General features: G+C 62.7%; 15 protein-coding genes. All 15 read right to left on the reverse strand.

Annotated elements, in window-relative coordinates; translation table 11 throughout:
* Positions 1–66 precede the first annotated feature (66 nt).
* Positions 67–903: an indole-3-glycerol phosphate synthase TrpC gene (gene trpC / locus ACOZJV_RS32440; protein WP_078472893.1), complete on the reverse strand. Its 837-nt coding sequence runs from the start codon at positions 901–903 to the stop codon at positions 67–69.
* Positions 900–1,949 carry an anthranilate phosphoribosyltransferase gene (trpD, locus tag ACOZJV_RS32445; protein ID WP_020295488.1) on the reverse strand — a complete coding sequence of 350 codons (1,050 nt, stop codon included), beginning with the start codon at positions 1,947–1,949 and terminating at the stop codon, positions 900–902. The genes trpC and trpD overlap by 4 nt, the downstream gene beginning before the upstream one ends.
* A 9-nt stretch (positions 1,950–1,958) precedes the next feature.
* Positions 1,959–2,552 carry an aminodeoxychorismate/anthranilate synthase component II gene (locus ACOZJV_RS32450; protein WP_020295487.1) on the reverse strand — a complete coding sequence of 198 codons (594 nt, stop codon included), beginning with the start codon at positions 2,550–2,552 and terminating at the stop codon, positions 1,959–1,961.
* A gap of 12 nt (positions 2,553–2,564) precedes the next feature.
* Positions 2,565–4,052 carry an anthranilate synthase component I gene (gene trpE, locus ACOZJV_RS32455; RefSeq protein WP_078472892.1) on the reverse strand — a complete coding sequence of 496 codons (1,488 nt, stop codon included), beginning with the start codon at positions 4,050–4,052 and terminating at the stop codon, positions 2,565–2,567.
* A gap of 70 nt (positions 4,053–4,122) precedes the next feature.
* Positions 4,123–4,941 carry a phosphoglycolate phosphatase gene (locus tag ACOZJV_RS32460; RefSeq protein ID WP_078472891.1) on the reverse strand — a complete coding sequence of 273 codons (819 nt, stop codon included), beginning with the start codon at positions 4,939–4,941 and terminating at the stop codon, positions 4,123–4,125.
* Positions 4,938–5,612, reverse strand: coding sequence for a ribulose-phosphate 3-epimerase (gene rpe, locus ACOZJV_RS32465; RefSeq protein ID WP_078472890.1), 675 nt, complete (start codon positions 5,610–5,612; stop codon positions 4,938–4,940). The genes ACOZJV_RS32460 and rpe overlap by 4 nt, the downstream gene beginning before the upstream one ends.
* Positions 5,613–5,692: 80 nt before the next feature.
* Complete coding sequence (locus tag ACOZJV_RS32470; protein ID WP_201128264.1) at positions 5,693–6,841, reverse strand: iron-containing alcohol dehydrogenase; 1,149 nt, start codon at positions 6,839–6,841, stop codon at positions 5,693–5,695.
* Positions 6,842–6,960: 119 nt separating this feature from the next.
* On the reverse strand, positions 6,961–8,406 hold the full coding sequence (locus ACOZJV_RS32475) for a hypothetical protein (protein WP_421549388.1): 1,446 nt from the start codon (positions 8,404–8,406) through the stop codon (positions 6,961–6,963).
* A gap of 79 nt (positions 8,407–8,485) precedes the next feature.
* Positions 8,486–9,634: an iron-containing alcohol dehydrogenase gene (locus tag ACOZJV_RS32480; RefSeq protein WP_421549389.1), complete on the reverse strand. Its 1,149-nt coding sequence runs from the start codon at positions 9,632–9,634 to the stop codon at positions 8,486–8,488.
* A gap of 195 nt (positions 9,635–9,829) precedes the next feature.
* Complete coding sequence (locus ACOZJV_RS32485) at positions 9,830–11,203, reverse strand: sigma-54 interaction domain-containing protein (protein WP_421549390.1); 1,374 nt, start codon at positions 11,201–11,203, stop codon at positions 9,830–9,832.
* A 102-nt stretch (positions 11,204–11,305) separates the two neighbouring features.
* Positions 11,306–12,130 carry an ABC transporter permease gene (locus ACOZJV_RS32490; RefSeq protein WP_020295479.1) on the reverse strand — a complete coding sequence of 275 codons (825 nt, stop codon included), beginning with the start codon at positions 12,128–12,130 and terminating at the stop codon, positions 11,306–11,308.
* 13 nt (positions 12,131–12,143) lie between these two features.
* On the reverse strand, positions 12,144–13,391 hold the full coding sequence (locus ACOZJV_RS32495; RefSeq protein WP_078472885.1) for an ABC transporter permease: 1,248 nt from the start codon (positions 13,389–13,391) through the stop codon (positions 12,144–12,146).
* Positions 13,392–13,459: 68 nt separating this feature from the next.
* Positions 13,460–14,503 (reverse strand): ABC transporter substrate-binding protein, encoded by a 1,044-nt coding sequence (locus tag ACOZJV_RS32500; RefSeq protein WP_020295477.1) that lies wholly within the window; start codon positions 14,501–14,503, stop codon positions 13,460–13,462.
* 44 nt (positions 14,504–14,547) lie between these two features.
* On the reverse strand, positions 14,548–15,672 hold the full coding sequence (locus tag ACOZJV_RS32505) for an ABC transporter ATP-binding protein (protein WP_020295476.1): 1,125 nt from the start codon (positions 15,670–15,672) through the stop codon (positions 14,548–14,550).
* Positions 15,673–15,931: 259 nt separating this feature from the next.
* A complete protein-coding gene (locus ACOZJV_RS32510) occupies positions 15,932–16,561 on the reverse strand; it encodes a response regulator (protein WP_020295475.1) in 630 nt (209 codons plus the stop codon).
* Positions 16,562–16,599: the final 38 nt, after the last annotated feature.

A 16,599-nucleotide genomic window follows, 5' to 3' on the forward strand; every position in this document is an offset into this window, starting at 1 on the left:
CAGTAGAACTTCCTTGGCGATGGCTATAAAAAAGCCGGCATCGCCGGCTTCTTCATGGGGTCAGGTTCAATCCAGCGTGGAGCCGGTCACCGGCAGGCCACGCTCCGGGAAGAACAGACGCTGCAACTCCGCGCCCGGGCTTTCGGCGCGCATGAACGCTTCGCCAACCAGGAACGAATAAACGTCGCTGATTTCCATCAGCTCCACATCGGCGCGGTTGAGAATGCCGCTCTCGGTGATCACCAGGCGATCGCGGGGAATACGCGGCAGCAGGTCGAGGGTGGTTTCCAGGCTGACGTCAAAGGTGTGCAGGTTGCGGTTGTTGACGCCGACCAAGGGCGTGTCGAGGGTCTTCAGCGCGCGCTCCAGTTCGTCACCGTCGTGCACTTCGACCAGTACATCCAGGCCCACGCTTTTGGCGACGGCGGCCAGTTCGGCCATTTTCCCGTCGTCCAGGGCCGCCACGATCAGCAACACGCAATCGGCGCCCAGGGCGCGGGCCTCAATGATCTGATACGGATCGATCATGAAGTCCTTACGGATTACCGGCAGCTTGCAGGCCGCACGGGCCTGCTGCAGGTAGGCATCGGCGCCCTGGAAGTAGTCGATATCGGTCAGCACCGACAAACAGGTCGCCCCGCCCTTCTCGTAGCTCTTGGCGATATCCGCCGGCACGAAGTTTTCGCGGATCACGCCCTTGCTCGGCGAGGCTTTCTTGATCTCGGCAATCACCGCTGGCTGCTTGAGCTTGGCCTGCGCCAGCAGGGCCTTGGCGAAACCACGGGGTGCATCAGCAGCCCGAGCCAGGCCTTCGAGTTCAGCCAGGCTGACCCGCGCGCTACGCTCGGCAACTTCCTGCACCTTGCGGGCAAGAATCGCTTCCAGAACCGTCGGCACACTCATCCCTCATTCTCCTGCTTGAATACCGCGGTAAAGGCACCCAGTTCCTCGAGCTTCTCCCGGGCCAGGCCGGTGTGCAACGCATCGTGGGCCAGGGCAACGCCCTCTTTGAGGCTGCTGGCATGGTCGGCGGCATACAGCGCGGCGCCGGCATTGAGCACGATCATCTCCGCTGCTTTCTGCCCATGTTCGGTCTTGCGCCGGCCGAGCGCGTCGCGGATCAACTCAAGCGACGCCGCAGGGCTTTCGACCACCAGGCCGAACAGGCTCTGGCTCTTCATGCCCAAGTCTTCGGGCTGGACCCAATACTCGGTGATGGCATCGTTTTTCAGCTCCGCGACAAAGGTCGGCGCGGCCAGGCTGAACTCATCCAGGCCATCCTGGGAATGCACCACCAGCACATGCTTGCTGCCCAGACGCTGCAAGACTTCGGCCAACGGACGGCACAAGGCCTGGCTGAACACCCCGACCACCTGGTGCTTGACCCCGGCCGGATTCGTAAGCGGGCCGAGCATATTGAACAAGGTACGCAGCCCCAGGTCGCGGCGCGGCCCGGCGGCGTGCTTCATCGCACCGTGGTGCGACTGGGCGAACATAAAGCCGATACCGACGTTATCGATGCAGCGCGCCACCTGGACCGGGGTCAGGTTCAGGTAGATCCCGGCCGCTTCCAGCAGGTCGGCACTGCCGCTCTTGCCGGAAACTGCACGATTACCGTGCTTGGCCACGGTGCAACCGGCGGCGGCGACCACAAACGAAGACGCAGTGGAGACGTTGAAGATATTCGCCCCATCGCCGCCAGTGCCGACCACGTCGACCACGCCGTCGAGGGTTTTCAGTTCGACCTTGTCTGCCAGCTCACGCATGACCGAGACCGCGCCGACAATTTCGTCGATGCTCTCGCTTTTCATGCGCATGGCCATCATGAAGGCGCCAATCTGCGCATCGGTGCATTGACCGGTCATGATTTCGCGCATGACATCGCGCATTTCGTCCGTGCTCAGGTCCAGATGGCCGACGATACGGCTCAGGGCAGTCTTGATATCCATGGAAAGTCCTTAGCGCGTGCCGCCGCTCTGTTTAAGAAAATTGGCGAACAGCTCGTGGCCCTGCTCGGTGAGAATAGACTCGGGGTGAAATTGCACACCCTCGATATTCAGCGTCTTGTGGCGCAACCCCATGATCTCGTCGACGGAGCCGTCTTCCAGCTGCGTCCAGGCAGTCAGTTCCAGGCAGTCGGGCAAGGTTTCGCGCTTGACCACCAGCGAGTGGTAGCGGGTTACGGTCAGCGGATTGTTCAGGCCGCGGAAAACACCCTGATCCTTGTGGAACACCGGGCTGGTCTTGCCGTGCATCACTTGCCGGGCCCGTACCACGTCGCCACCAAAGGCCTGGCCGATGGACTGGTGACCCAGGCACACGCCGAGAATCGGCAGCTTGCCGGCGAAATACTTGATGGCCTCGATGGACACACCGGCCTCGGTCGGCGTGCACGGGCCGGGAGATACCACGATCCGCTCAGGCTTGAGCGCTTCAATCTGCGCCACGGTCAGCTCGTCGTTGCGCACCACTTTGACTTGCGCCCCCAACTCGCCGAGGTACTGCACGACGTTATAGGTGAAGGAGTCGTAATTATCGATCATCAGCAACATAGTAAAAGCTCCTCAGGCATCGGACGCGGGGGATTGTGCAGCGAGCGCAACGGCGCGAAACATCGCGCGGCGCTTGTTCAGCGTCTCTTCCCACTCCAATGCCGGCACCGAGTCGGCGACAATGCCGCCCCCGGCTTGAACATGCAGTTCGCCGTCCTTGATCACCGCCGTGCGAATCGCAATCGCGGTGTCCATGTTGCCGTTCCAGGCGAAATAACCCACTGCGCCACCATAGACGCCACGCTTGACCGGCTCCAGTTCGTCGATGATTTCCATCGCGCGAATCTTCGGCGCCCCGGACAAGGTGCCCGCCGGCAGAATCGCCCGCAGCGCATCCATGGCGGTCAGCCCGGCTTTCAACTGGCCGGTGACGTTGGAAACAATGTGCATCACGTTGGAGTAGCGCTCGATCACCATCTTCTCGGTGAGTTTCACCGAACCGATCTCGGATACCCGACCGGTGTCGTTGCGGCCCAGGTCGATCAGCATCAGGTGCTCGGCGATTTCCTTGTCGTCAGACAGCAGGTCCTCTTCCAGCGCCAGGTCCGCCTCTTCAGTGGCGCCACGCGGGCGGGTGCCGGCAATCGGTCGCACAGTGATCAGGTTGTCTTCGACCCGCACCAGCACTTCCGGCGAACTGCCCACCACGTGGAAATCGCCGAAATTGAAGAAGTACATATAAGGCGTCGGGTTGAAGCAGCGCAGCGCGCGATACAGATCGATCGGCGCCGACGTGAAGTCGATGGACATGCGTTGCGACGGCACCACCTGCATGCAGTCACCGGCCAGGATGTATTCCTTGATGGTGTCGACCGCACGCTCGTAGTCGCCCTGGGTAAAACTGGAGCGGAACACCGGATCAGCCGCCTGTTGCTGGCTGAAGTCCAGGCCGCGACGCGGCGTGATCGGCTGACGCAATTGCGCCAGCAATTCCTGCAGGCGCGCCTGGCCCTTCTCGTAGGCATCGTCCTGGGCCGGGTCGGCCAGCACGATCGCGTGCATCTTGCCTGCCAGGTTGTCGAACACCACCACGGCATCGGAGACCATCAGCAGAATGTCCGGCACCCCCAGCGGATCCGGGTTCGGGCACTTGCCCAGACGCCGCTCCACATAGCGCACACAGTCATAACCGAAATACCCCACCAGGCCGCCGTTGAAACGCGGCAGGCCGGCGATGGTCGGCACGTTGTAGCGCGCCTTGAATTCTTCGACAAAGGCCAGCGGGTCGGCCACTTCGAGGCTTTCGATCTCGACGCCGTCGTGGGTCACGCTGACCTGGTGGTCATGCACCCGCAACACGGTGCGGCACGGCAGGCCAATGATCGAGTAACGCCCCCACTTCTCGCCGCCCTGCACCGACTCCAACAGATAGGAGTTGGGCTGGTCGGCCAGTTTCAGGTAGATCGACAGTGGTGTATCGAAGTCGGCCAGGGTTTCGCAGGCAAGCGGAATGCGGTTGTAGCCGGCAGCGGCCAAACGCAAGAATTCTTCACGGATCATGAGGTGCCTCGTGGCTTGAGGGTCTAACAGTCAGGTATGCAAACGTGCCGGCGAAGCCGGCCAGAAAAAGTCAGGCGCGCCAACGCCAGCGGGCCAGGGCCTTGATGACTTTCATCCAGAGTTTGCGAGTGACCACCACGATGGAGTTTCCAGGAGGGGATGGAACAGCGTCGGGCAACGTTATCTCAGCGGCAGGATCCAGGCAACCGGGAATTAGCTGGCGCAGGTCGTCGATCACCAGCGCTGGCGACTCTTCGGCAATCGGCCGGCCATGGTTGTAGCCGTAACTCAGGGCCACGCACTTCACCCCGGCGGCCTTGGCAGCCAGCACATCACTGCGCGAATCCCCGACAAACAGCGATTGCGACGCCGGGACGCTGGCCATTTTCATCACGAAAAACAGCGCCGCCGGGTCAGGCTTCTTCTGCGGCAAGGTATCGCCGCCGATGATCCAGCGGAAATACCGGCCGATCTTCATCTGATCCAGCAGCGGCGCGACAAAACGCTCCGGCTTGTTGGTAATGAGCGCCATCTCCACGCCCTGCTTGTGCAGCCACTTGAGGGTTTCCCGCGCGCCGGGATAGACCACGGTCAGCGCATGCCCATCCTCATAGGCCACATTGAACAGCTCCAGAGCGTGTTCGGCTTCGACGTCATCGACGCCTTCGGGATCCAGGCTGTTGGCCAGGGCCCGGCGTACCAGCATCTGCACGCCGTTGCCGACCCACTCGCGCACCGACTCGATGCCGGCGGGCGGGCGCCCCAGTTTGAGCAGCATGTCGTCCACGGCCGCCGCCAGGTCAGGCACCGAATCGACCAGGGTGCCATCGAGGTCGAACATCACCAGCCGTGGCAGGCGCCCGGGGAACAACTGCTCAAATCCGCTCATGGACGAGCCAACGCCAGTTCGGAGCGCATCTTGTCGATCACTTCCTGATAGTTCGGCGTGTTGAAGATCGCCGAGCCGGCCACAAAGGTGTCAGCGCCAGCGGCGGCGATTTCACGGATGTTATTGACGTTGACCCCGCCGTCGATCTCCAGGCGGATGTCGCGCCCGGACGCATCGATCAAGGCCCGCGCTTCGCGCAGCTTGTCGAGGGTGCCGGGGATGAACTTCTGCCCACCGAAGCCCGGGTTGACGCTCATCAGCAGGACCATGTCGACCTTGTCCATCACGTACTTGAGCGCATCCAGCGAGGTGGCCGGGTTGAACACCAGGCCCGCCTTGCAACCGCCTTCGCGGATCATTTGCAGGGAGCGGTCGATGTGCAGCGTGGCTTCCGGGTGGAAGGTGATGTAGGTCGCACCGGCCTCGATGAAGTCGCCGATGATGCGATCCACCGGGCTGACCATCAGGTGCGCATCGATCGGCGCGGTAACGCCGTACTTGCGCAGGGCGGCGCACACCATCGGACCGATCGTCAGGTTCGGCACGTAGTGGTTGTCCATGACATCGAAGTGCACGAAGTCGGCGCCGGCGGCGAGAACGTTGTCCACTTCCTCACCCAGGCGGGCGAAATCGGCGGAGAGAATCGACGGAGCAATTACGAAGGGCTGCATGACGCACCTTTTTTGAGCAGAATCACGGTGGCGCGCATTGTATACCTCATGCTTTGGGGCGCACACCGTGGCTGCGATGATCAGTAGGCTGCGCGATAGATCTTCTCGATATCGGCAGGGCTCAGTTGGCGAGGATTATTGCGCATCAGACGCTCGATGCCCGCCGCTTCCTGGGCCATGGCCGGGATCGCCTCTTGCGGCACGCCGAAGCTGCGCAACCCCAGGGGAATCTCCACCGCCGCGCACAATTGGGTCATCGCCGCCACCGCGCTCTCGGCAGCCTCCAGGGCGCTGAGGTGGGCGGTCTTCACCCCCATGGCTTCGGCGATATCCTGCATACGCTCGACACAGGCCATTTTGTTCCAGGTCATGACATAGGGCAGTAGCAAGGCGTTGCTCACGCCGTGGGGGATATTGAAGCGCCCGCCCAGTGGATAAGCCAACGCATGCACCGCACCGACCCCGGCATTGCCGAACGCCATGCCGGCCATCAGGCTGGCAGTGGCCATGTCTTCGCGGGCCTGCTGGTTGGCGGGGTTGGCGTAGGCCTTGGGCAGCGCCCTGGCGATCAGTTTGATAGCCCCCATGGCCAGGGCGTCGGTGATCGGCGACGCATTCAGCGACAGATAGGACTCGACCGCATGCACCAGCGCATCCACCCCGCTGGCGGCGGTCACGCTGCGCGGGCAGGTCAGGGTCATCTGCGGGCTGACCAGCGCCACGTCCGGCAGCAGGTAGTCACTGACGATGCCCTTCTTCAATTGCGCCGCCTTGTCGGAAAGAATCGCCACATTGGTCACTTCGGAACCGGTGCCGGCCGTGGTCGGGATCGCAATCAGCGGTGGCCCCTTGCGCGGTACCTGGTCCACGCCAAACAGGTCCGCCAGGGCGCCGTGATAACCGGCGTACGCCGCGACGCTTTTGGCGATATCAATCGCACTGCCACCGCCCAGGCCGATCAGGCCGTCGTGCCCACCCTCGCGGTAGACCCGCATGCAGTCTTCGACGATGGTGATTTCCGGGTCCGGTTGCACCCGATCGAAGATTTCGTAGCTGCGCTCACCCAATTGCGCCAGCGCCAGCTGCACCGTGCCGGACTTGACCAGTGCGGCATCGGTGACGATCAGCGGGTTATCCACATCCAGGCGGGTCAGTTCAGCGGACAACTGCTCGATGGCGCCAGCGCCGGTGAGCAGTTTGTGAGCGATTTTGAACGAGGAAAGACTCATGGGCGCAGCCTCTTATAACGATGGGAGCTGGCACAAAGAGTAGCTGGGGATCGGAGTTTGTCAGTTCGGCTCGCCCTGCTGCCGGCCCATGCCGGTAACGGGGCGAACCGCACCATCACCTAGACCGATTCGCGGGCCGCCTGGCGTTGCACCGTGGCTGCAGTGGCCGCAGGCTCGGCGGGCGCTGGCGGCGCGTCGGGGCTGTTCAGGTCCTTGCTGAAGGTCTTGTCGTTTTCGCCCTTGAAGAAGTTCTTGCCGTAGATCAGCAGGCACAGCACCACGCCAATCGCAAACCCCCAGCTGGCGCCCTTGATCGCCAGGACCGCGCCGATCACCCCGGCAATGCCCAGGTCACGCTGGCTGCGCGCTTCGAGAATCCCCAGGCGCACGCTGACATAACCCTGGATCAGCAAGGTCAAGGCCAGGGCCACGCCAAGAATCGGCTGCACCAGGGTCACCACCGGCAGCAACAGCAAGCCGGTATTGGTGCCCCAGCGGAACGAACCCATGCCGCCATAGATCGACTTCATGGCCTTGGGCCCGCCCTTGAAGCGTTCGATGACCACTACCAGCATCGCCGCCCACTTCGGGCCGCACATGGCGATGTCCGGGCCAAAAATACTCATGAAGGCGTTACGCCCACCGAAGATCAGGTGCGAGCGGTCCGGGTCATAGTCGATCTTCTCGTCCTTGCGGATCTGCTCGGCCTCGTCCAGCAGCACCTTGGCGCTGAGCACGTCGCCGAACACGATGATGTACACCGCCAGCATGGTCGGCAGCGCGGTAATGAACATCGACAGCGGCGGCATGCCCAGGCCGAACACCGTGTAGTTGCTCCACAGGCCCACGAAGTCCGGCTTGCTGAAGCCCCATTGGATAGTCGGCCACGGCGCCTCGCCAAACAGCGGCGCAATCACCACCGCCAACAGAATGATCGGCAGGATGCCGAGCTTGGCGAAGTTCCACCAGAAGCGGTTGCGTAGCTTGAGCTGGGCAAAGTGCTGGGAAAAGATCAGGTAGAAGGCAATGCCGATGGCGATGGAAATGGTCCAGGGCAGGCTGTCGAACTTGCCGCCCACCTGGAACACAGCCGTGACCGCACTGATGCCGGCGCCGACGATGATCCCCGACTTGATCGCCGAGGGCACGAACCCCACCACCTTGCGCGCCATGCCGGTAGCCCCCAGGGCAATGGAAAACACCCCGAGCATCAACTGAAAGGCAATCAAGGCATGGACACGCTCCGGGCCCATGGGGAACTGCGAGCAGTAGGCCATCAACAACGGCACCGCCGGCGTGATCCAGCCCGGCACCACGGGGTCGCCCAGCAGGTGGTGGGCCAGGTACAGCAAGCCATTGAGCATCACCACGGCCAGGGCGATTTCGAACGGCATGCCGAGAAATTCGGTCATCAACGGAATGGCCGCCAGGTCGACGGCGCACATCAACAGGCCCTGCAGGTAATCCGGCAGTTCGAACTTGTAGTGGATAAAGGGCAAACGCACCTTGAACGGGCCAAGGGGTATGTACGGCGACTCGTGCCGCGTATCGGAAGGGGTTGGCATCAACTGCACCTGTCTTATTGGTATTGGTTGCGGTGTAAAACCGCCCGCAGCGGCACGGACCGCCACGGGCGTGGGTCGATCAGTACGCGGCGCGGTAGATCTGCTCGATATCGGCGGCGCTGAGCTTGCGCGGGTTGTTGCGCATCAGACGCTCAATGCCGGCGGCTTCCTGGGCCATGGCCGGGATCGCCTCTTCGGGCACGCCGAAGCTGCGCATGCCGCTGGGGATATCGACGGCGGCGCACAACTCGGCCATCGCCTCCACTGCCAGGCTGGCCGCCTGCTGCTCGCTCAGGCCTGCCAGGGGCACGCCCATGGCGTCGGCGATATCGCGAAAGCGCTCGACGCAGGCCATTTTGTTCCAGGCCATGACATAGGGCAGCAGCAAGGCATTGCTCACGCCGTGGGCGATATTGAAACGCCCGCCCAGCGGGTAGGCCAGGGCATGCACCGCGCCGACCCCGGCATTGCCAAAGGCCATGCCGGCCATCAGGCTGGCGGTGGCCATGTCTTCCCGGGCGTGCAGGTTGGCCGGGTTGGCGTAGGCCTTGGGCAGCGCCTTGACGATCAGGCGAATCGCCCCCAGGGCCAGGGAATCGGTGATCGGCGAGGCATTCACCGACAGGTAGGACTCGATGGCATGCACCAGGGCATCCACCCCGCTGGCGGCGGTTACGCTGCGCGGGCAGCTCAAGGTCATCTGCGGGCTGACCAGGGCCACGTCCGGCAACAGATAGTCGCTGACGATGCCTTTCTTCAGTTGCGCCGCCTTGTCGGAGAGGATCGCCACATTGGTGACCTCGGAACCGGTGCCGGCCGTGGTTGGAATGGCAATCAGCGGCGGCCCCTTGCGCGGCACCTGGTCGACGCCAAACAGCGCCTCCAGCGGGCCGTCATGACCGACATAAGCCGCCACCGCCTTGGCGATATCGATGGCGCTGCCGCCGCCCACGCCGATCAGGCCATCGTGGGCTCCAGCCCGATAGGCCCGGGCACAGTCTTCGACGATGGCGATCTCGGGCTCGGGTTTGACCTCATCGAAAATCCCATATTGGCGCCCGCCCAACTGGGCCAGGGCCAGGTCGACGGTGCCGGACTTGACCAGGATCGCGTCGGTGACGATCAACGGATGGTTGATCTTGAGGCGCGTGAGTTCGCCGGCCAGCTGCTCGATGGCGCCTTGGCCGGTAATCAGTTTGTTGGCAATTTTGAACGCGGAAATACTCATCAGCTCGGCCTTGATTAATTGTTGTGGCAAGAGCCGCGCAGGGGCGGCTCTCCGAAGGGCTCGAACGCTATAGAGCGAAAGCTGTGCCAAGATGTCGCAGGCCTTGTAGATCAAGGCCTGCCGTGGTGCGAGGGGCAAATGACCGGGCACTTGCGATTGGTTTTCTAATCAACCGGGCGGCCCTTGATCAGCAATCTAATCAGAGCGCTCCCAGCGCTTCATCTTCTGCACCACCGTGGCCTGGCTCACCCCCAGCGCCTTGGCCGCCAGGCGGGTGGTCTTGTGCAGCTGCAAGGCTGAACGTATGGCCTGGCGCTCGGCGTTCTCCAGCACCTTGCGCAGCGGCAGGCGGCTGTCATCGGTGTTGCGCGCCTGCACATCGATGATTTCCTCGGGCAGGTCCAGGGCTTCGATCACGGGGTTGCTGCAGGTCACCACCAGACGCTCGACCACGTTGATCAGCTCGCGGATATTGCCCGGCCAGGCGTACTCCCCCAGCAAGTCGAGGGCTTCCAGGCTCCATTGCGCCTGGCGCTGATAGCGCTGGTTGAAGTGCTGCAGGTAGTACTCGAGCAAGGGCCCGACCTCCTCGCTGCGCTCGCGCAATGCCGGAATCATGATCGGCACCACATTCAGCCGGTAGTACAGGTCGGCGCGGAACTTGCCCTCGGCCACCCGTTGCTTGAGGTCGTGGTGGGTGGCGCTGATGATGCGCACATCGACTTCCTTGAGCTCCAGGCCGCCCACCGGGATAAAGCGGTTTTCCTCGATCACCTTGAGCAGCTTGACCTGCACCGCCAGCGGCAGGTCGCCGATTTCATCGAGAAACAGCGTGCCGTTGTGCGCCAACTCCAGCAGCCCGCGCTTGCCCTTGCTGCCGGCACCGGTAAAGGCCCCCGGGGCGTAGCCGAACAGCTCGGCCTCGATCAGGTTTTCCGGCAGGGCCCCGCAATTGAGGGCGAGGAAGGGTTCGCGGGCGCGCCCGCTGGCAGTGTGGATGTACTGCGCCACCAGGGTCTTGCCGACACCGGTCTCGCCCTGGAGCAAAACCTTCACATCGCAGTCGGCCACCTGCCGCGCCAGGGCGAACACCCGCCCGGAGACTTCCTGGTCGGCCATCAGGGGTGACTGCAGGAGGTTGTCGCGCTGGCCGGCGTGCAACCGGGCGGTGCTGTTGCGCAATTGCTTGAGCTGCTGCAACTCGTCGCGCTCGCGCTTCATGCGCAGCAGTTCGGTCATGTCCCGCACGGTGCTGACCACGTAGCGGATGCTCTGGTCGGCCGCCAGGATCGGCGTAGCACTGACCAACAGTTTTTTGCCCTGGCTCAGGCTCTGCATCACCGACGTCGGCTTGCCGTCCTGCAGCACGCGTAACGAGGCGGACTGGGAAATCAGCCCGGACTTGACCAGTTCCTGCATCTGCCGCCCGAGCAAATCGGCGCCGCTCAAGCCGGTCAGCCGTTCGTAGGCCTGGTTGACCTTGAGGGTCTTGCCCTGGCCGTCGGTGATGTAGACACCGTCATGCAGGGCATTGAGCAGCTCTTCGAAACTGGCATCGTTGAAGTTCACCCGGGACTCCGCGGTCGGCTTGTGGGACGCGAAGTTTACGGCTGATCGGCAGGCAGGTGTTGCGCGGCGGCCCCGACCTTGGTCCAAGGCCGCCGAGAGGATTCAGACTTGTGCGGTACGCAGCTTCTCACTGCGCCCGCGCAGCCATTCCAGGGTCAGCAACAGCACCACCGAGAAGGCGATCAGCAGTGTTGCCGCTGCGGCGATGGTCGGGCTGAGGTTTTCGCGGATGCCGCTGAACATCTGCCGTGGCAGGGTTGCCTGTTCCGGGCCGGCGAGAAACAGGGTCACCACCACTTCATCGAACGAGGTGGCAAAAGCGAACAGGGCTCCGCTGATCACCCCCGGCGCGATCAATGGCAAGGTCACCCGGCGAAACGCCGTCAGCGGCGACGCGCCCAGGCTGGCCGCCGCCCGCACCAAGTTGTGGTTGAACCCCTGCAAGGTGGCCGAGACGGTGATGATCACAAAGGGCACGCCCAGCACCGCATGCACCACGATCAGCGAGAAGAAGCTATTGCCCATGCCCAGCGGCGCGAAGAATAGGTAGCTGGCAACACCGATAATCACCACCGGCACCACCATCGGCGAGATCACCAGCGCCATCACCAGTGCCTTGCCCGGGAAGTCGCCGCGGGTCAGGCCGATGGCCGCCAGGGTGCCGAAGATCATCGCCAGCACCGTGGCCGCCGGGGCGACGATGATGCTGTTCTTCAGGGCGCGCATCCATTCGGCGGAGGCGAAGAAGTCCTGGTACCAGTGCAGCGAGAAGCCCTGCAACGGGTACACCAGAAAACTCCCCGAGTTGAACGACAGCGGGATGATCACCAGCACCGGCAGAATCAGGAACAGCAGGATCAGCCCGCAGAGAATGCGCAAGCTGTAGAACCAGACCCGCTCGACGGGCGACATGTAAGGGCTCAGCATTTCGATTCTCTCCTTAGCTCAGGCGCAGGCGACTGGCGCCTACCAGCCAGCTGTAAATCAGATAGAGCACGATGGTCGCCAACAGCAGCAGCCCACCCAGTGCGGTCGCCATGCCCCAGTTGATACTGGTGTTGGTGTAGAAGGCGACGAAGTAGCTGACCATTTGATCGTTCGGGCTGCCCAGCAGCGCCGGGGTGATGTAGTAGCCGATGGCCAGAATGAACACCAACAGGCAACCGGCGCCGACACCGGCATAGGTCTGCGGGAAATACACCCGCCAGAAGCTGGCGAACGGATGGCAGCCCAGGGAGATCGCCGCCCGCATGTAGGTCGGCGAGATGCCTTTCATCACGCTGTAGATCGGCAGAATCATGAACGGCAGCAGGATGTGCACCATGGAGATGTAGACCCCGGTGCGATTGAACACCAGCTCCAGCGGTTTATCGATCACGCCCATGGCCAGCAGGGCGCCATTGATCAGCCCGCCCGATTGCAGCAGCACGATCCAGGCTGCCACCCGGACCAGGATCGAGGTCCAGAACGGCAGCAGCACCAGGATCATCAACAGGTTGCTCTTGCGCGCCGGCAGGTTGGCCAGCAGGTACGCCAGGGGATAAGCCAGCACCAGGCAGATGGCGGTGATCACCAGGCCCATCCAGAAGGTGCGGGCAAAAATATCGAGGTAGATCGACTGGTCCGGGGTGGCCGGAGCCACTTCGCCAAGGTCGTCGATCCGATGGTCGACGGCCGCCAGCAGGTAATACGGCGTCAGGCTACTGGTGTTGCGGCGGATCGCCTGCCAGTAGGCCGGGTCGCCCCAACGCTCGTCCAGGGCTTCCATGGCTTCCTTGTAAGAAGCCGGCTGCTCCTTGAACGGCAAGGCGCGGGCGGTTTTGGTCAGCAGGCTGCGATAGCCGGCCAACTCCATGTTCAGGCGCTTGGACAGATCGCCCAGGGTTTGATTCTTGCGGGCCTCGGCCAGGTCTTCGCTCAAGGCTTGGTACACCGGCTCGGCCGGCAGGCCGCGACCATCCCAACTGGTCACCGCGGCCACGGTACGCGGCATGCCACCGACCACTTCCGGGTTACCGACGCTTTTGTACAGCAGCGCCACAATCGGCACCAGGAACACCAGCAGCAGAAACAGCACCAGGGGCGCGATCAGGGCCTGCGCCTTCCAGCGGTTGACCCGCTCGGCACGTGCCAGGCGCTGCTTCAAGGTGGGGCTGGTGACCTCGTTCAGGGGAACGGTGATGGCCATGACAAACTCCGCAAAACTTTAAACGATGGCGGCGTCACCCAGGGGTGACGCCGCGTTTGCACGGCGCCTTACTTGGCCGCCCAGGCGTTGAAGCGCTGTTCCAGTTGCTCGCCGTTGTCCGCCCAGAAGCTGACGTCGATTTGCACTTGGTTAGCGATGTTTTCCGGGGTGGTCGGCATGTCTTTCAGCACGTCCTTGGGCAACAACGGCACGGCTTGGGTGTTGGCCGGGCCGTAGGCGATGTTTTCCGAGTAGGTCTTCTGCTGCTGCGGCATGACCGAGAACGCGATGAATTTCTTCGCCGCTTCTGCACGGGCCTTGTCCAGGCCACGTGGAATGGCCCAGGCGTCGAAGTCGTAGATGCCGCCGTTCCACACCACTTTGAGGTTGCTTTCTTTCTGTACCGCGGCGATCCGACCGTTGTAGGCCGAGCTCATGACCACGTCACCCGAGGCCAGGTACTGCGGTGGCTGGGCACCGGCTTCCCACCATTGGATGCTCGGCTTGAGTTCGTCGAGCTTCTTGAAGGCACGGTCCTGGCCATCTTTGCCGGCCAGCACTTTGTACACGTCCTTGGGCGCCACGCCGTCGGCCATCAAGGCGAATTCCAGGGTGTACTTGGCGCCTTTACGCAGGCCACGCTTGCCCGGGAACTGCTTGGTGTCCCAGAAATCCGCCCAGCTGGTGGGCGCGGTCTTCAGCTTGTCGGCGTTGTAGGCCAGCACGGTGGACCAGACGAAGAAACCCACGCCGCACGGCTGAATCGCGCCCTTGACGTAGTCTTCAGACTTGCCGAACAGCGCCGGGTCCAGTTGCTCGAACATGTCCTCGTCGCACCCACGGGACAGTTCAGGCGACTCAACCTCGACCAGGTCCCAGGACACGCTTTTGGTGTCGACCATGGCTTTGACCTTGGCCATCTCGCCGTTGTATTCGCCCGCCACGATCTTGCCGTGACCTGCCGCTTCCCACGGGGCATAGAAGGCTTTGACCTGAGCCGCCTTGTTCGCGCCGCCAAAGGACACCACGGTCAGGTCCGGGCCTGCCGCCATCGCGTTTGCCGCACCCATCAAGCCCAGGGTCAGGGCGGTGAATTTCAGGGATCTCAACATTTATTGTGTTCTCCACGTGCAGGGTTGGTGAAGCAAGGGGGCGATCAATGCGCCTCTAGAAGTGGGTCGAGCGCACGAACGTGCTCGACTTGCCAGCCAAGCGGAACCACATCGCCCACCGCCAGCGCAGGATCGAGCTCGGCAATCGGCTGTTTCACAAAGAAGTCGGTCTTGCCACAGACTTCCAGGCGAACCCGGACGTGGTCGCCCAGATAGATGAATTCCGCCACCCTTCCCGAGAAGCGGTTAACGCAACTTTCGCTGGAACCGTTGAGGCTCACGCGCTCCGGGCGGATGGACAGGGTGACCGGACCGCCGATCTGGCCGACGTTGACCGCCAGCGCCTCGACCTTCTCGCCACGGCCCAGCTCAACCACGCAGCGATCACCGGTGTGGCTGTGCAGGCGCCCATTGAGGCGGTTGTTTTCGCCGATGAAGTTGGCGACGAAGGTGTTCTTCGGCTCTTCATAAAGCGTGCGCGGCGGGGCGATCTGCTGGATCTCGCCTTGATGGAACACCGCCACCCGGTCGGACATGGTCAGGGCTTCGCCCTGGTCATGGGTCACGTAGACCACAGTCACGCCGAGGCGCTGGTGCAGGTGCTTGATCTCCATCTGCATGTGTTCACGCAGCTGTTTGTCCAGCGCCCCCAGGGGTTCGTCCATCAGCACCAGTTGCGGCTCGAACACCAATGCCCGGGCCAGGGCCACCCGCTGTTGCTGGCCACCGGAGAGTTGCGCCGGGTAACGCTGGGCGAAGGCATCAAGCTGGACCATGCTCAGCACGCGCTTGACCCGCTCACTGACGTCGGTCTTGCTGAGGCCGCGCACCGACAGCGGGAACGCCAGGTTCTCGGCCACGGTCATGTGCGGGAACAGCGCGTAGTTCTGGAACACCATGCCGATGTCGCGCTTGTGCGGCGGCACGTTGTTGATGGAGCGACCGGCCAGCTGGATCTCGCCGGCGGTCGGGGTCTCGAAACCGGCCAGCATCATCAGGCTGGTGGTCTTGCCGGAGCCGGAAGGCCCGAGCAAGGTGAGGAATTCGCCTTTGCGAATCTCCAGGTTGAGGTCTTTGACGATCAGGTTCTCGCCGTCGTAGCTCTTTTGCACTCCACGAAAGCTGACCAGAACATCACTCGCCCCAGCGCTTGAATCGACCTCGCTCATACCCGCACCTTTGTGTTCTTCATATATAGGACTGCTGTGGACTAAGCCTAGTGGAGGCCACACGCCCCGCAAATCGGGGGGTAGGAGAGATTTGCCTCAGGTGCTTGGAAGGTTCCTTGTAGGGATTGCCCTACAAGGATGGCGGGGATAGATAAGAGCAGCGGCTAGCGACACGCTGTAAGCGGCAAGAACAGGCAAAAGCCCTGGAGTGGGAATGTCGCAAATGGGTATGTCGCCCTTTTGGGCGGTGAGGGGCTGGTCAGAGCAGTTTGTGCTCCATGGCGTATTTCACCAGCTCGGCGAGAGAGGTGATGTTGAGTTTCTGCATCAGCCGCGCTTTGTGGGTGCTGATGGTCTTGCTGCTCAGGGCCAGTTGCTGGGCGATGTCATTGACGTTGGCGCCCTGGGCCAGGCGTTCGAACACTGAAAACTCTCGCTCCGAGAGCAGCGAATGCAAGGGTCGGGAATCGGTCAGGCCAACCTCGAACACCATGCGGTCGGCCAGGTCGGGGTCGATATAACGACCGCCCGCCGCGACTTTGCGAATGGCGGTCAGCAGTAGCGCGGGATCGCTGTCCTTGGTGGCATAGCCGGCGGCGCCGACTTTGAGGGCGCGGGCCGCCATTTGCGCTTCGTCATGCATCGACAACACCAGGATCGCCGGCGGATTGTGCAACGCGCGAATCCGTGGAATCGCCTCCAGGCCGTTGACCCCGGGCATGGAGATATCCAGCAGCACCACCTCGCAGGGAACGTGGCGCAGGGTTTCGAGCAATTGCTCGCCGTTGCTTGCCTCCCCCACCACCGTCAGGTCCTTGGCCAAGCCGATCAGTTGCTTGATGCCCTCTCGCACAATGGTGTGGTCTTCGGCTACCAGTACACGGATCACTCGTTTCTCCTCTTTATTAGGGCGATCGTTGCAGGCTT

Source organism: Pseudomonas sp. QD4 (assembly GCF_049199125.1).
Lineage (GTDB): Bacteria > Pseudomonadota > Gammaproteobacteria > Pseudomonadales > Pseudomonadaceae > Aquipseudomonas.

What these genes read in the sequence shown, in the direction of transcription:
- trpC (WP_078472893.1), bottom strand. Translation starts at nt 903, where the DNA reads ATGAGTGTGCCGACGGTTCTGGAAGCGATTCTTGCCCGCAAGGTGCAG.
- trpD (WP_020295488.1), bottom strand. Translation starts at nt 1,949, where the DNA reads ATGGATATCAAGACTGCCCTGAGCCGTATCGTCGGCCATCTGGACCTG.
- ACOZJV_RS32450 (WP_020295487.1), bottom strand. Translation starts at nt 2,552, where the DNA reads ATGTTGCTGATGATCGATAATTACGACTCCTTCACCTATAACGTCGTG.
- trpE (WP_078472892.1), bottom strand. Translation starts at nt 4,052, where the DNA reads ATGATCCGTGAAGAATTCTTGCGTTTGGCCGCTGCCGGCTACAACCGC.
- ACOZJV_RS32460 (WP_078472891.1), bottom strand. Translation starts at nt 4,941, where the DNA reads ATGAGCGGATTTGAGCAGTTGTTCCCCGGGCGCCTGCCACGGCTGGTG.
- rpe (WP_078472890.1), bottom strand. Translation starts at nt 5,612, where the DNA reads ATGCAGCCCTTCGTAATTGCTCCGTCGATTCTCTCCGCCGATTTCGCC.
- ACOZJV_RS32470 (WP_201128264.1), bottom strand. Translation starts at nt 6,841, where the DNA reads ATGAGTCTTTCCTCGTTCAAAATCGCTCACAAACTGCTCACCGGCGCT.
- ACOZJV_RS32475 (WP_421549388.1), bottom strand. Translation starts at nt 8,406, where the DNA reads ATGCCAACCCCTTCCGATACGCGGCACGAGTCGCCGTACATACCCCTT.
- ACOZJV_RS32480 (WP_421549389.1), bottom strand. Translation starts at nt 9,634, where the DNA reads ATGAGTATTTCCGCGTTCAAAATTGCCAACAAACTGATTACCGGCCAA.
- ACOZJV_RS32490 (WP_020295479.1), bottom strand. Translation starts at nt 12,130, where the DNA reads ATGCTGAGCCCTTACATGTCGCCCGTCGAGCGGGTCTGGTTCTACAGC.
- ACOZJV_RS32495 (WP_078472885.1), bottom strand. Translation starts at nt 13,391, where the DNA reads ATGGCCATCACCGTTCCCCTGAACGAGGTCACCAGCCCCACCTTGAAG.
- ACOZJV_RS32500 (WP_020295477.1), bottom strand. Translation starts at nt 14,503, where the DNA reads ATGTTGAGATCCCTGAAATTCACCGCCCTGACCCTGGGCTTGATGGGT.
- ACOZJV_RS32505 (WP_020295476.1), bottom strand. Translation starts at nt 15,672, where the DNA reads ATGAGCGAGGTCGATTCAAGCGCTGGGGCGAGTGATGTTCTGGTCAGC.